This window comes from Streptomyces sp. NPDC051576, from assembly GCF_040681835.1.
In the GTDB taxonomy this organism is placed as follows: Bacteria; Actinomycetota; Actinomycetes; order Streptomycetales; family Streptomycetaceae; genus Streptomyces.
The window spans coordinates 521,393-534,720 of sequence record NZ_JBFAZO010000003.1; the positions used below are offsets into that span (position 1 = coordinate 521,393).

Below are 13,328 nucleotides of genomic sequence, written 5' to 3' on the forward strand. Positions count from 1 at the left end.
CACATGCCCGGGACGGTGCTGCTGCTCGCGGCCTCGCCGGTCGGCAAGGGGCGGCTGGTGGACGCGGCCTCCGTGCTGCCGGTGCTGGCGGCCGTCTCCCCGGACGTGCTGTCCGGCACCGAGACCGCCAACGTCGTCGAACTCGCCGACCCGTTGGAGCCGCAGGCGGTCCTGACGCGCCTGCGCGCCGCCGCCACGGCCCCCGGCCCGCTGACCGTGTTCATCACCGGCCAACTGCAACTCGACCGGAAACAACACCTTCCGCACCTGGCGCTGGCCCGCACGACCCCGGCGACCGTCCGCTACACCGGCTTCCCGTGGGCCTGGATCCGCGAGGAGCTGCGGTTGCGGACCCCGGGCACGACGACCCTGCTGCTCGACCTCCACACCGACGCGGAGACCTGGCAGTGGCTGCGCGGCCATGTGCTCGACTCGGGCCGCACGAACGCGGTTTACGGTCGCATCGGGCCGCCGCCGGGGCGGCGCGGGGTGGCTGCGCCGACGTACATGAGGGCGGTGGCCACGGTGTTGCGAAGCGGGTATCGGCCGCCGGTGGAGCAGTTGCACCAACTGGCCCTGGCGAGACTGGGCTCCGAGGCCTACGCGGACATACTGCTGGCGTCCACCGGCACCACCGCCCCTGCGGGCTCCGCCCCCAGACCCCCATCGCCCCGGGAGGTGCCCCGTCCCCAAATGCCGGACGGGGTGGGTGAGTTCGGGCGGAGTCACTATGGCACGGGCCGAAGCCATGAGGGCGCTGGCGCGAGCCAGGTCGGCGTCGATCCGAGTCAAGAAGGCGCCGGTCGGAGTCAGGAGACTGCTGACCGAAGTCAGGGTGTTGGCGGGAGCAAGGAGAGTACCGGTCGGACTCAGGAGAGTGCTGGCTGGAGCCACAATGGTGCGGGCCTGAGCCAGGGTGCGGATCGGAGCCGCGAGGGTGTCGACGGGAGCCGTGAGGGTACCGACCGGCGCCGAGAAGGTGTCGGCGGGAGCCAAGAGGCTATCGACCGGCGCCGAGGGGGTCTCTACGGAAGCCCACTGGCCGACGGCCGGGACCCAAGGGCCGACGTCCGCGACCCACTGGCCGACGGCCGGGACCCAGGGGCCGACGTCCGCGACCCAGGGGCCGACGTCCGCGACCCACTGGCCGACAGCCGAAGCCCGAAGGTCGGCGGTCAGAGCCCACTGGTCGGCAGTCAGAGCCCACTGGCCGACAGCCGAAGCCCACTGGTCGGTGGCCGGAGCCCGAAGGCTGGTGGTCGGAGGCAGGTCGATCTCGGCCGGAGTCAGGTTGACCTCGGTCGGGGCCAAGTCAATCCCGGTCCGAGTCACGACAACGACCCCCACACCGCCGTCGCCTCCGCCGCTCAAGCCGGCCGCTACGCCGATGCCGACGCGCTGGCCGGAGAGCACGAGCAGGCCGCCGTACGTGCCCACGGGCGCGGGTCGGAAGCGGCGCTGCACTGGACCGAGGTGCGGGCGGATCTCGCGATGTTGGCCGGGGATCCGGTGCGGAGTTGCAGGGCGTGGCTCGCGGTGGCCGGTGCGCGGCTCGCGGCGGGGCAGTTGGGGGATGCTCCTGCCGTCGAGGCGGCCGTGGACCGGGCCCATCATCAGTGGGGGCAGATCCACGAACCGGCGCCCGCACGTGAACTGGGCCTCGCGCTCGCCGAGTTGAGGGGACGGGTGCCCGGGCGTCGGGCGGGGGCGTTGGACCACGTACGGAAGCAACTGCACCAACTTCAGGCGCAGGGGTAGTCAGTTGACGTCAGTTGACGGTCAGGAGCTCCAACGCGCCTGAGACCAGGGTGCGTACACCCGGCGCGACCGTCACCAGGTCCGGTGCGAACTGCGGGCTGTGGTTGCTGGGGACCGCGTGGAACTTCTCCATCAGGTCCGTGCCGGGCGCCGCGTCCCACACGTCCGCCGGGGTGCTCGTCACGAACCAGTAGGAGTACGGCACCCCGTCCGGTACCAGGTGGGGGAAGTCCTCGCTGCCCGTCGCCGGGCCGGGGTCGAAGACCGTGCCCGCGCCGAGGACCTCGGTGTGCACGGCGGCGATCCGGCGGTCGGTGTCCGCGTCGTTGACCATCGTGGGGAGGCTGGTGCCCACGGTGACCTCGGGCTCGCGCGGGCAGCCCGCGGCGAGGCACTCGCCTGCCGCGACCCGGCGGATCGCGGCGATCATCCGCTCCCGTACGTCGGCGGACTGGGTGCGCAGGTTGAGGGAGAGCCGGGCTGTGGTCGGGATGATGTTGTGCCGGGTGCCCGCCTCGATACGGCCCACGGTCAGGACGGCCGAGTCGCGGGCCGCGATCTCGCGGGAGACGACCGTCTGGAGGCGGGTGACCAGGTAGGCGGCCGTGACGACGGGGTCGACCGTCGTCTCGGGGCGCGAGCCGTGCCCGCCGCGGCCGTGCACCACGATGTCGAGGTCGGTGGAGGCCGACATGATCAGACCGGGCGAGTGCGGGTAGAAACCGGCGGGCCCGGGCGCCGCGTGCTGGGCGAGCAGTGCGTCCGGGCGCGGGACGCGCTCGTACAGGCCGTCGGCCACCATCGCCGCCGCGCCCGCACCCGTCTCCTCCGCGGGCTGCCCCACCAGGACCACCGTCCCCGACCAGGTCTCCCGCCCGGCGGCCAGCGCCCCGGCGGCGCCCGCCAGCCAGGTCACGTGCAGATCGTGCCCGCAGGCGTGCATCGCGCCGGCCACGGTGGAGGCGTACGGCAGCCCGGTCTCCTCCTGCACCGGCAGCGCGTCCATGTCGGCGCGCAGCAGCACGGTCGGACCCTCGCCGTTGCGCAGCACCGCGGCGACACCGGTGCCGCCGATGCCCTCGACGGTGTCGTAGCCCGCCTTGGTGAGGTGCTCGGCGAGCTTGCCGGCCGTGCGGTGCTCGCGTCCGGACAGCTCGGGGTGGCGGTGCAGGTCCCGGTAGAAGTCCTCCAGGCCGGGGACCGGGAGGTCGGCGGTGAGGTCCAGTGCGGTGCGCGCGGCGGCGGAAGCGGAAGAGGTCACGACGGCAGGGTATGCGGGGCGGATGTGTGTGCGGGAGCCCTGGTAGGGCCGCCGGGCGCAGGACGCTCGCGGTCACCCGGGGGTGCCGAAGGGGTAGTGGCCGTGTTCGTCGGTCACGCCGGTTCCTCCGGTGTCACGCATCCGTCACCTTGAGGCCACCCTGCCGTTTCCTGATCATCCGTATGGTCATCGTTCCCTGATGTCGCTTTCGTCAGGTGTTTCGTCAGATGTGCGGAGGTATGTGGCGATGGGCCGTCCAGAGCGACCGGTGGACCCCGAGGCCGGTGCCGTGCAGTGGCTCGCGCACGAGTTGCGGGAGCTGCGGCGGGCGGCGGGCGGACCCTCGTACCGGACGATGGCGAAGGAGGCCGGTTTCTCCGCGACCACGCTCTCCCAGGCCGCCGCCGGGGAACGGCTGCCGTCGCTCGCCGTCGTCGAGGGATACGTACGGGCGTGTGGCGGCGATCCCGCCGAGTGGGGGCCGCGCTGGAAGGAGGCCGAGGCGGAGGCGCACCGGGCCTCCGAGGGGGAACCCGGGGACGGACCGGCGCCGTATCGCGGGCTCGCCCGGTTCGAGCCGGCCGACCGGCACCTCTTCTTCGGCCGGGACCGGGTGGTCGCCGAGGTCGACGCGCTGGTCCGCGACCACCGGTTCGCGGTGCTGTTCGGGCCCTCGGGCAGCGGCAAGTCCTCGCTGCTGCGGGCCGGGCTGATCGCGCGGCTGCGGGAGGAGATCGCGGCCGGCGACTGCCCGGGGATGCTGCGCATCCTCACGCCCGGGCCGACCCCGGCGACGACCTACGGGCATCTGCTGGCCCCGGGGCCGGGCGAGCCGGAGAGCTGGGTGGTGGTGGACCAGTTCGAGGAGGTCTTCACGCTCTGCCGGGACGCGCGCGAACGGTCCCGTTTCATCGACCTGTTGCTGGCGGCCCGCGACCCGGGCACCCGTCTCAGGGTGCTGGTCGCCGTGCGTGCCGACTTCTACGCCCGCTGCGCCGAGCACCGCGGTCTGGCCGACGCGCTGCGGGGTGCCGCGCTGCTGCTCGGCCCGATGACCGCGGAGGAACTGCGCGAGGCGGTGGTCGGCCCGGCCCAGGCGGCCGGCTGCCTGGTCGAACGGACCCTGACCGCACGCCTGGTGGGGGAGGTCCTCGACGAGCCCGGCGGCCTGCCGATGCTCTCGCACGCCCTGCTGGAGACCTGGCGCCGCCGCAAGGGCCGGCTGCTCACCCTCGCCGGTTACGAGGCGGCCGGCGGAGTGCGCGGCGCCATCGCGGCGACCGCCGAGGAGGTCTACGGCGGCCTCTCCCCCGACGAGGCCGACACCGCCCGGCACCTGCTGCTCCGCATGGTCGTACCGGGCCAGGGCACCCCCGACACCCGGCGCCCCCTCACCCGCGCCGAGCTGTCCCAGTGGCCGAACCCGGCGGTACCGGTCGTCGTGGAACGCCTCACCCGGGCCCGCCTCCTGACCGCCGACGACACCGGGGTCCGCCTCGCCCACGAGGCCCTCATCACCTGCTGGCCCCGCCTCCACCACTGGATGGACCAGGACCGCGACCGCCTCCGCCACCACCGCATGCTCACGGACGCGGCCCGCACGTGGCTGGACCACGACCGGGATCCGGGGGCGCTGTACCGGGGGACGCGGTTGGCCCGGGCGGAGGAGTTGTTCGCTGAGGAGGTGGGGGGTGGGGCGGGTGAGTACGGGAGCAGCCGTGCCACCGACCGCGCGACCTACTCCGACGCCGACCCTGGCTCCGGCCCCGACATCGCTCCTGGATCCCGTTCCGGCGCTGCCTCCGGCTCTGGTTCCGGCTCCGCCATGGCCCCTGGCTCCGGTTCCGGCGCCAACCCTGGTTCCGGTTCCGACATCGCCTCTGGCTCTGGCTCTGGCGCCAACCCCAGTCCCAGTCCCAGTCCCAGCTCCGGTCCCGGCCCCGCGACCAGCCTGATGGGCGACCCCGCGACCGCCCCAGGGACCGTCCCCGGCACCGACCCCGCAACCACCTCCCCCACCACCAACGCCGCGACGACCCCCCACCCCACCCCCACCCTGACCCTCCCCGAACGCGCCTTCCTCATCGCCGCGTTGGACGCCCGTGCCGCCGAGCAGCGCGTCGCGGCGCGGATCAGTCGGCGGCATCGGATCCTGACCGTCTCGCTCTCCGCCGTGCTGGCAGTGGCGATGATCGCGGCCTACGGGGTGTGCCGTGAGCGGGCGGACAACCAGCGGCGGAGTACGCAGACCGCCGCTCGCCGGGTCGCCGACGTGGCCGACGCCTTGCGTACCACCGAACCGCGTGCCGCGCTGCAACTCGGCGTCGCCGCCTGGCGGATAGCCGGGTTGCCCGAGACCCGCCGCGCCCTGCTCGGTTCGCTCGCCCAGGTCGAGACGGACACGTTCACCGATCCCACGCCCGGTGAGGACACCCGGCGGCTGCTCACCGACGGCGGCCGGACCCTGGTCAGCGCGACCGGTCGCAGCTGGCGTACCTGGGACGTGATCACGCACCGCGCGACCGGCTCGGGCCGGGAGCCGGGCGGCGCCGTGACCGAGGTCGGCGCGTCCGCGCACGTCCTCGGAGTCGACGAGGGCGAGGGCGGGGGAGGATTCCGGCTGTGGAACACGGCCAGCAGGCACTGGAGTTGGGCCGGCGGGGCCGAGCTGCACGATGTCGGCGAGGTCGTCTTCTCCGCCGACGGCCGCTCCCTCCTGGCCACCGAGGGCGACCGGATACGGCTGCGCTCGGTCGCGGACGGCCACGTGCTGTTCGAGGCACGCGCACCGGACGCGTCGCTCGTCGCCGTCAGCGCGGACGGCCGTACGGCGGCAGCCTGTGCCGGGGACACCATGCGGCTGTGGGACACCTCCAACTCCAGCATCCTGCAAGGTACTTGGCAGAACAGCCACACCATCTGCGACACGGACTCCCCCCTTCTCGCCCTCGACGGCGACCACTTGGCCGCCGCCACCGGCACCGGGCTGCGCGTCTGGAACACCGCCACGGGCCGCAGCGTCGCCGACCTCTACGACACCGGCGTGCAGTACGCGTCCTTCAGCCCGAACGGCGCCTTCGTCGCCACGGCCGACCGCTCGGAGCTGCGCGTCTGGCGGCTCACCGACTCCGGCGCCCCCGTCTTCCGGCACGACCTCAACAACCAGCACCTCTACGGCGGACTCGCCTGGGACCGCGACGGCCGGACGCTGCGCTACCCGGAAGGCGGCACCGTCCACACCCTCGCCCTCGGCGCGGCCGTCACCCCCGACTGGCGCCCCACCGCGCTGAACGACGTCCTGTTCAGCCCGGACGGCCGCACCTACGCCACCACCCTGCGCACCGGCGACCACTACCTCTTCCGCCTCCGCGCCACCCGCGACGGCCACGTCCTGCACACCTTCCCGGCCGTCCCCGTCCCCGTCTCCACCGACCCCGCCCTCCCGACCGTCCCCGCCGACACCCTGCCGCTGATGGCCTTCGGCCCGGACGGAACCCGGTTCGCGTACGGAGTCTCGGCACCGGGCCGGGATGCGGCGGCGCAGCCGCTCCGGGTATGGGACGTGCCGCGCGGGCGGGCCCTGGCCTCACTCGACCTGCCGGGCGGGGCGGTCGTCGCCCTCACGCTCGGCCCGAGCGACGGCCATATCCTGTACGCCGCCCGCACCGACTCCATCGGCGAACTCACCGACGAGACATGGGACTTCGGGGACGGCAAGCACGGACAGCACGGACAGCACGGACAGCACGGACAGCACGGGCTGCGCGGGCGCAGGACGGCTGTCCTGACCGGCGTCGCGGGTGCCCACCTCGCCGTACGCCCCGACGGCGGGCTGCTGGTCGGCGAGGGCCGGGTGGCCCGGCTGCCCTCGGGCCGGTCCGCCGGGCGCGATCTGGTGCAGGGCGACGAGATCGGCGCGCTGGCCTTCGCCGGGGACGGTTCCCTGCTGGCGGCCGGCGACCTGACGGGCCGGGTCCACCTGTGGGACGGGGACCTCGCCCACCGCGTGGGCGTCCTGCGCAACGTCTTCCCCGCCCCGATCGGCACCACCCCGGAGGGCGTCGCGTCCCTCGCCTTCAGCCCCGACGGCCGCACCCTCGCGGTCGGCGGCGACGGCGGCAGCCTGCAACTCTGGGACGTCCCCACCCAACAGCCTCTCGGCAGCCCGCTCACCACACCCGGCGAGGCCGTCACGTCCCTCGCGTTCAGCCCGGACGGCACGACACTCCTCGCAGGCAGCGCGCACGTCCCGCTCCAGCGGTACGCCGTGGACCCGGTACGGGCCCGGGCGCGGGTCTGCGCGAGGACGGGGAACGCGGAGCTGACCCGGGCGCAGTGGCGGACGTACGTGCCGGACGCGTCGTACCGCCGTATCTGCTGAGGACGGGCGGCCTGCCGCCCTCACCCGTACGGCGCAGCCCACCCGGCCACGCCCGCACGGCACTGCTATCCACATAGGTAGGGGGACGGGAGTACCCATCGCGTTACCCACCGAAGGAAGTGCCGCTCATGGCCACCACCCTCGCCATCGACTTCACCCAGGGACTGAACGACGCCTGGTCGAAGGTCGCGCAGTTCGTGCCCCAACTCGTCGGCTTCCTGATCATCCTGGCCATCGGCTGGTTCGTGTCGAAGATGATCGCCCGCGTCCTGGACCGGGTGCTGCGGAAGGTCGGCTCGGAGAGACTCTCCGAACGGGCCGGTACGACACGGATGTTGCGGGACTCCAAGTACGACATGACCGGCATCGTCTGCAAGATCGTCTACTACGCGCTGATGCTGATCACCCTCCAGCTCGCGCTCGGCGTCTTCGGCTCCAACCCGGTCAGCACGATGATCAACGGCATCGTCGCCTGGCTCCCGCGCGGCATCGTCGCGGTGGTCCTGGTCGTCGTCGCGATGGCCATCGCCAACGCGGTCCGCGGGATCGTCGCCAGTGCCCTGTCCTCGATGTCGTACGGCCGGATGCTCGCCACCATCGTCTGGGCCTGCATCGTGGCGCTGGGCGTGATCGCCGCCCTCGGCCAGGCGGGCATCGCCACCACGGTCACCCAGCCGGTCCTCTACGCGGCCCTCGCGACCGTCACCGGCATCCTGATCGTAGGCGTCGGCGGCGGCATGATCACCCCGATGCGCCAGCGCATGGAACGCATGCTGACGGCGGCGGAACGCGAGACCACCAACGCGAAGGGCAGCCTCACGGCGTACCAGGCGGGCCGAGAGGACGCGCTGGGCAACCAGCCGGTGCGGGAGCGGACGGACATGGGTTCCGACATGCGACGGGACATGCCCGGGTCGTCGGGCATGCCGGGGGCGTCGGACAGGTGACCTGAGCGGTGTGCTCTACCGGGCCACGTGGAGATCGAGCACCCGCGTGGCCTGGTGGGCCGGACGGGGCTCGGCCGCTTTGGCCGGGCTCGCCGCCGCCGCTCCGATCAGGGCGGCCACGGCTATGACGGCGGCGCAGAATCCTCTGACGTAACGCGCGGACATACCAACCTCGCAACGACAGTGACAGCGACTACGACAGCGACGGGTTAAGCACGCTTAATGAGTGCCTAACTTAAGGGGTTGGAGTGCGCAACGGGAAGGGCTTCAGGGCGAGTTGAGCCACCGGAAACCCTTTTTCAGTCACCCCGGCGCTGCTCCGGCAGCAGTCCGTGCCGGTGCACCAGCCAACTGATGGCCGTCAGCCTGCACACCGCGTAGTCGTGCCCGACCGGCTCCCGCCAGTCCAGCTCCGCGAGCGCGTCCAGGAAACCGAGCGCGTAGTCCGTGAGGTCGGCGTGGTCCGGGGGCGGGGGCAGCAGATCCGGCCCGCCGGCCGACAGGCGTTCCCGCAGCTCCGCCACGTGCTGGTCCACCGCGGCCGTGAAGGCAGGCTCGAAGGCGAACTCCGCGAAGCGGGGCCCGTAAGCGCTGCTGATCTTGGCCAAAGGGGACATTTCTTCACCGTACGACAGCCTGGTGGTGGTCAGATACGTGATTCCTGTCACCGGCACGCGACGTGGTGGTCACGCTCGGCAACAGGCCGTAACTGCTCGGAGGGGTCCTCGTCAACTCGCTCTCCACGTAACTGAGTTACCAGCCAGTCCGTAACTCCGCTTACTGGCATGATTAACGCATGGTGAGACGGGACGACCCGGAAGTCATCGGGCGCAGGGTCCAGCAGTTGCGGCATGAACGCGGGCTCACCCAGCGGCAGTTGGCCGAGCCCGCCTACACGCCCGCGTACATCTCCACCCTTGAGGCCGGCCGGGTCCGCCCCTCCGACGACGCGCTGCGGCATCTCGCGAAGCGGCTCGGTGTCGCCTACGACGAGTTGGCCACCGGCCGCCCCGCCCACCTCGCCACCGAGCTGCGCCTACGGCTGACGGAGGCCCAACGCACGCTCGCCACCGGGGAGTCGGAGGAGGCGGCCGAGCAGTACGCCGGGCTCCTCGCGGAAGCGGAGTCGCACGGGCTGGTGGACGAGGAGGCCGTCGCGCTGCTCGGGCTCGGCGAGTGCGGCCTCGACACCGGTGACCTGTCCGCCGCCCGCCTGTACTTCGAGCGGGCCGAGCGACGGCTGGCCGACGAACCGCTCCCCGCCCGCGTACCGGCCCTGCGCGGCCGTGCCGTGGCGCACTACCTCACCGGTGAACTCCGTTACGCCGTATACCTGTTGGAGTCCACGCTCGACGAGCTGAACCGCGGCGGCCTGCACGACCCCGACGCCCTGCTGCTGCTCTACGCGAGCGCGATCGGGCCGTACATGGACATGGGCGCGCACGCGCGGGCGGCCCAGGCCGCCGAGTTGGCGCTCGCGCTCGCGCCGCAGGTGGCGGACCCTGCGCTGCTGGCCCGGATGCACCGCTCGGTGGCCAGGACCCTGATCGCCGAGGGCAGGGTGGCGGAGGCGGACGCCTCGCTGGCCAAGGCCGCCGAGCTGTACCGGCAACTCCAGTTCCGTACCGAACTCGCCAACTGCCACTGGATGCGCGGCTACGTCTACGCCCAGGACGGCGAACTGGAGCGGGCCGAGACCGAGTTGAGGCAGGCGCTGGCCATGCTGACGGCCAAGCGCGCGGCGCTCTACAGCAGCCAGGTCGCCGTCGAACTCGCCGACGTCCTGCACAAACGCGGCAAGTCAGAGGAGGCCGCCGCCCTCCTCCACGACGTCCTCAGCGACCTCAGCTCCGAACGCGGCGCCCTGCACTCCGCCGCCGCCCACCGCCTCCTCGGCATCATCGCCGAGGACGCCCGTGCCACGGACGAGGCCGAGGAGCACTACGTCCGCGCGCTCAGCCTGCTGGAACGGGCGGGCGCGGTCGGTGACCTGGCCGACCTGTGCCGGATGCTGGGCGATCTGCTCCGCCGTACCGGACGCGTGGAGGCGGCCCTCGACGCCTACCGCACGGGCCTCGGCCACCGCACGGCCCCGGGCACGACGACCCTCGGCCCGGCCCCCGCACAGCCTCCTCTTTGACGAAGCCGGGGTGCCGCACAGCACGGACGGTTACCGTGCGACGTACGAGTCGTACGAAACGGGATGAGACTGGCGCGTGCAGAACGAACGGACTGTGGTCGACGGCCTGCGCCTGGCCGTACGCGCCATGGTCTACGCCGTCCTCGGCGGCGCCGCGCTCATCGCCATCGCCACGGTCGTGTCCGTCCTCGGACCGATGCTGGCGATCGACCTCTACACCCCGCCCGTGGCGGCCTGGTGGACGGTCTTCACGGCGGTGGCGGTGCAGGGCGTGCCCTTCCTCCTGCTGGGCACGGTCGTCTCGGCGGCGATCGGCGCGTTCGTACCGGAGCGGGTGTTCACCAAGCTCCTCCCCCGCAACCAGGCGTTGGCCGTCCCCATCGCGGGCGCGGCCGGAGTCGTACTCCCCGGCTGCGAGTGCGCGTCCGTACCGGTGGCGAGCAGCCTGATGCGGCGGGGAGTCGCCCCGGCCGCGGCGCTCGCCTTCCTCCTCTCGGCCCCGGCGATCAACCCGGTTGTCCTGGTGGCCACTTCGATCGCCTTCCCGGGCCAACCGAAGATGGTGTTGGGCCGCTTGCTCGCCTCCCTCGCGACGGCGGTGGTGATGGGCTGGCTGTGGGCACGCTTCGGCAAGGAGGAGTGGCTACGGCTCCCGAAGCGCACGCGGGCCACCGCCTCCTCGCCCACGGGGGTGAAGGCCTTCGTCGCCGGGTTGCAGCACGACTTCCTGCACGCGGGCGGGTTCCTGGTGCTGGGCGCGGCAGCGGCGGCGACCTTCAACATCGCCGTACCGCGCTCGATCCTGGACGTCTTCACGGGTTCGTCCTGGCTGTCGCTCCTGCTGCTGGCGCTCCTCGCGGTGGTGCTGTGCGTGTGCAGCGAGGCGGACGCGTTCGTCGCCGCGTCCCTCAGCGGCTTCTCGCCGGCCGCGAAGCTGGCGTTCATGGTGGTCGGCCCGATGGTGGACCTGAAGCTGATCGCCCTCCAGGCGGGCACGTTCGGCCGCTCCTTCGCGCTCCGCTTCTCCTCGACGACCTGGCTGGTGGCCGTGACGAGCAGCTCGCTGGTGGGGTGGTGGCTGCTGTGAGGCGCTACGGTTCGGCGGTCCTGCTCCTGCTGACGGGCGGGGCGGTCCTGCGGATCTCCCTCTTCAGCGAGCTGTATCTGCGGTATGTGCAGGCGGCGTTGCGGCCGTATCTGGTGATCTCGGGGTCGCTGCTGATCCTGTTGGGACTGGTGGCGGCGGTCAGGGCGATGATCCACGGACACGACGAGGAAGAGCACGAGGACGAGGACAATCACGGGGGCGAGGTCGACCATGAGGATGAAGTCGACCATGAGGTCGGGGGCCACTCCCACGCCCACGGCCCCCGTATCGCCTGGCTCCTCACCCTCCCCGCCCTCGCCCTGCTCCTCTTCCCGCCCCCGGCGCTCGGTTCGTACAGCGCGTCCCGCGAGGAGGCGCGGCTCGCGGCACAGGGTGTGGGCAGCTTCCCCGCCCTCCCCACGGGGAAGGTGCTGGACATCTCGGTGGCCCAGTACAGCTCGCGGGCGATCTACGACTCCGGCCACTCCCTCAAGGGCCGCACCCTCCGCATGACCGGCTTCGTGACCCACGGCTCGAACGGCACCTGGTACGTCACCCGCCTCCTCGTCACCTGCTGCGCCGCCGACGCGACCACCAGCAAGGTCGAGGTCCGCGGCGACGACGCCCCCCAGACCGACACCTGGGTCACGGTCACCGGCACCTGGGTCCCCAAGGGCAAGCTCGGCACGGACGGGGCGTGGCCACCGGTACTCGCGGCGACGGACGTCAAGCAGGTTAAGCAGCCGGCGGATCCGTACGAGAAGCGTTGACGCGTCCGCCTTCCCACCAGGTTCCTAGATCTGCGCCCGCCCCTGCCGCTGCACATCCGTCAACCGCCGCGCGCCGATCTCCAGGGCCGTGGTGGTCGCCTCCGGGGGGACGTTCGCCAGGCCGCCGTTGGTGAGGGTGATGGTGTCGTCGCCGATGCGGACGGCGGCGGTGTCGAGGGTGAGCGTGGAGGGGGTGCCCTCGGGGGTGGTGCCGGTGAGGGTGAGGTGGAGGCCCTGGCGGGCGTCGCCGACGTTCGGCAGGGCCGCCTCCGTGACCGTCACGGTCTGCGGGCCGGAGCGGGTGGTGGCCGCCGTGAAGTGGGCGCATTTCTCGGGCAGGGTCTTCAGCCAGCCCAGGGTGCGGTTCACGTCGGCGGGTGGGAACGCGGCGACCTGGTAACGGAGTTGGGCCTCGTCGTCGGTGTCGTCGAGGCCGGTCACCGCCTGGGTGGTGGCGGGGGTGCCGAGGAGTTCGTCGGCGTACAGGGCGTCCAGGAGGCGTTGGCAGTCGGGGACGGTGGTCGTCGCCTTGAGGAGGCTGTCGCGCCAGGTCGCCGTGCCCTGGGTCGGGGTCCAGGGGGCGCCCAGGTCCGCGTCCGTGATCAGCGCGGCCTGTGCCTGGGCCGGGGTCAGGACGGGGGCGGCGGCCGGGGACGCGTGGGCGGCGGGGGTGCGCACGGCCGAGGGGGAGGGGGCGGTCGTCACCTTGTGCAGGGCGGCCTCGTTCGCACAGCCCGCCGAGGCCAGCAGTGTCCCCGCCGACAGTGCCGAGGCGAGGAGGAGGACACGGGCCGGGGAACGGGTCATCGAGGATCCCTCCTGGGGCATGCGGGCCGGGCATACGGGCAGGTGCGGAGCGCCGGACGCCAATCGCCGCGTGCTCGCTCCTACGGCACCATCGCCCGCGCCCGCCCACCAGCGAGCCGGTCCGTCCGGGTGAGGACGGGCCTCGCCGGAGCCATCGGAAAACCAATACCGGGCATT

At 72.7% G+C, this 13,328-nt stretch carries 10 protein-coding genes; 6 read left to right on the forward strand and 4 right to left on the reverse strand.

Features of this window, described 5'->3' with window-relative positions:
• The first annotated feature begins 3 nt into the window (after positions 1–3).
• The gene (locus AB0M63_RS12190; protein ID WP_366019295.1) at positions 4–1,758 is read left to right on the forward strand and encodes a hypothetical protein; all 1,755 of its coding nucleotides are present in this window, start codon (positions 4–6) and stop codon (positions 1,756–1,758) included.
• A 10-nt stretch (positions 1,759–1,768) separates the two neighbouring features.
• Here AB0M63_RS12190 and AB0M63_RS12195 read toward each other — a convergent pair whose 3' ends face one another.
• Positions 1,769–3,019 carry an amidohydrolase gene (locus AB0M63_RS12195; protein WP_366019296.1) on the reverse strand — a complete coding sequence of 417 codons (1,251 nt, stop codon included), beginning with the start codon at positions 3,017–3,019 and terminating at the stop codon, positions 1,769–1,771.
• A gap of 247 nt (positions 3,020–3,266) precedes the next feature.
• Between AB0M63_RS12195 and AB0M63_RS12200 the strand changes: the two genes are divergently transcribed.
• Together AB0M63_RS12200 and AB0M63_RS12205 are read left to right on the forward strand one after the other, a co-directional pair.
• On the forward strand, positions 3,267–7,400 hold the full coding sequence (locus AB0M63_RS12200; RefSeq protein WP_366019297.1) for a helix-turn-helix domain-containing protein: 4,134 nt from the start codon (positions 3,267–3,269) through the stop codon (positions 7,398–7,400).
• Positions 7,401–7,528: 128 nt separating this feature from the next.
• Positions 7,529–8,347: a hypothetical protein gene (locus AB0M63_RS12205; RefSeq protein ID WP_366019298.1), complete on the forward strand. Its 819-nt coding sequence runs from the start codon at positions 7,529–7,531 to the stop codon at positions 8,345–8,347.
• 15 nt (positions 8,348–8,362) lie between these two features.
• Here AB0M63_RS12205 and AB0M63_RS12210 read toward each other — a convergent pair whose 3' ends face one another.
• Together AB0M63_RS12210 and AB0M63_RS12215 are read right to left on the reverse strand one after the other, a co-directional pair.
• Positions 8,363–8,512 carry a hypothetical protein gene (locus tag AB0M63_RS12210; RefSeq protein WP_366019299.1) on the reverse strand — a complete coding sequence of 50 codons (150 nt, stop codon included), beginning with the start codon at positions 8,510–8,512 and terminating at the stop codon, positions 8,363–8,365.
• 134 nt (positions 8,513–8,646) lie between these two features.
• The gene (locus AB0M63_RS12215; protein WP_355916632.1) at positions 8,647–8,964 is read right to left on the reverse strand and encodes a DUF6401 family natural product biosynthesis protein; all 318 of its coding nucleotides are present in this window, start codon (positions 8,962–8,964) and stop codon (positions 8,647–8,649) included.
• A gap of 179 nt (positions 8,965–9,143) precedes the next feature.
• Here AB0M63_RS12215 and AB0M63_RS12220 point away from each other — a divergent pair, with 179 nt between their 5' ends.
• The 3 genes from AB0M63_RS12220 to AB0M63_RS12230 all read left to right on the forward strand — a co-directional run bounded on the left by AB0M63_RS12220 (position 9,144) and on the right by AB0M63_RS12230 (position 12,344).
• Positions 9,144–10,487, forward strand: a complete 1,344-nt coding sequence (locus tag AB0M63_RS12220; RefSeq protein ID WP_355916644.1) for a helix-turn-helix transcriptional regulator — start codon at positions 9,144–9,146, stop codon at positions 10,485–10,487.
• Positions 10,488–10,614: 127 nt separating this feature from the next.
• On the forward strand, positions 10,615–11,574 hold the full coding sequence (locus tag AB0M63_RS12225) for a permease (RefSeq protein WP_366019480.1): 960 nt from the start codon (positions 10,615–10,617) through the stop codon (positions 11,572–11,574).
• Positions 11,571–12,344, forward strand: coding sequence for a TIGR03943 family protein (locus AB0M63_RS12230; RefSeq protein WP_366019481.1), 774 nt, complete (start codon positions 11,571–11,573; stop codon positions 12,342–12,344). Before AB0M63_RS12225 ends, AB0M63_RS12230 begins: the two co-directional genes overlap by 4 nt.
• Before the next feature lie 24 nt (positions 12,345–12,368).
• Here the strand turns inward: AB0M63_RS12230 and AB0M63_RS12235 are convergent, their stop codons facing one another.
• Complete coding sequence (locus AB0M63_RS12235) at positions 12,369–13,151, reverse strand: hypothetical protein (RefSeq protein ID WP_366019300.1); 783 nt, start codon at positions 13,149–13,151, stop codon at positions 12,369–12,371.
• Positions 13,152–13,328 lie beyond the last annotated feature (177 nt).

What these genes read in the sequence shown, in the direction of transcription:
- AB0M63_RS12200 (WP_366019297.1), top strand. Translation starts at nt 3,267, where the DNA reads ATGGGCCGTCCAGAGCGACCGGTGGACCCCGAGGCCGGTGCCGTGCAG.
- AB0M63_RS12190 (WP_366019295.1), top strand. Translation starts at nt 4, where the DNA reads ATGCCCGGGACGGTGCTGCTGCTCGCGGCCTCGCCGGTCGGCAAGGGG.
- AB0M63_RS12225 (WP_366019480.1), top strand. Translation starts at nt 10,615, where the DNA reads ATGGTCTACGCCGTCCTCGGCGGCGCCGCGCTCATCGCCATCGCCACG.
- AB0M63_RS12210 (WP_366019299.1), bottom strand. Translation starts at nt 8,512, where the DNA reads ATGTCCGCGCGTTACGTCAGAGGATTCTGCGCCGCCGTCATAGCCGTG.
- AB0M63_RS12235 (WP_366019300.1), bottom strand. Translation starts at nt 13,151, where the DNA reads ATGACCCGTTCCCCGGCCCGTGTCCTCCTCCTCGCCTCGGCACTGTCG.
- AB0M63_RS12205 (WP_366019298.1), top strand. Translation starts at nt 7,529, where the DNA reads ATGGCCACCACCCTCGCCATCGACTTCACCCAGGGACTGAACGACGCC.
- AB0M63_RS12215 (WP_355916632.1), bottom strand. Translation starts at nt 8,964, where the DNA reads ATGTCCCCTTTGGCCAAGATCAGCAGCGCTTACGGGCCCCGCTTCGCG.
- AB0M63_RS12220 (WP_355916644.1), top strand. Translation starts at nt 9,144, where the DNA reads ATGGTGAGACGGGACGACCCGGAAGTCATCGGGCGCAGGGTCCAGCAG.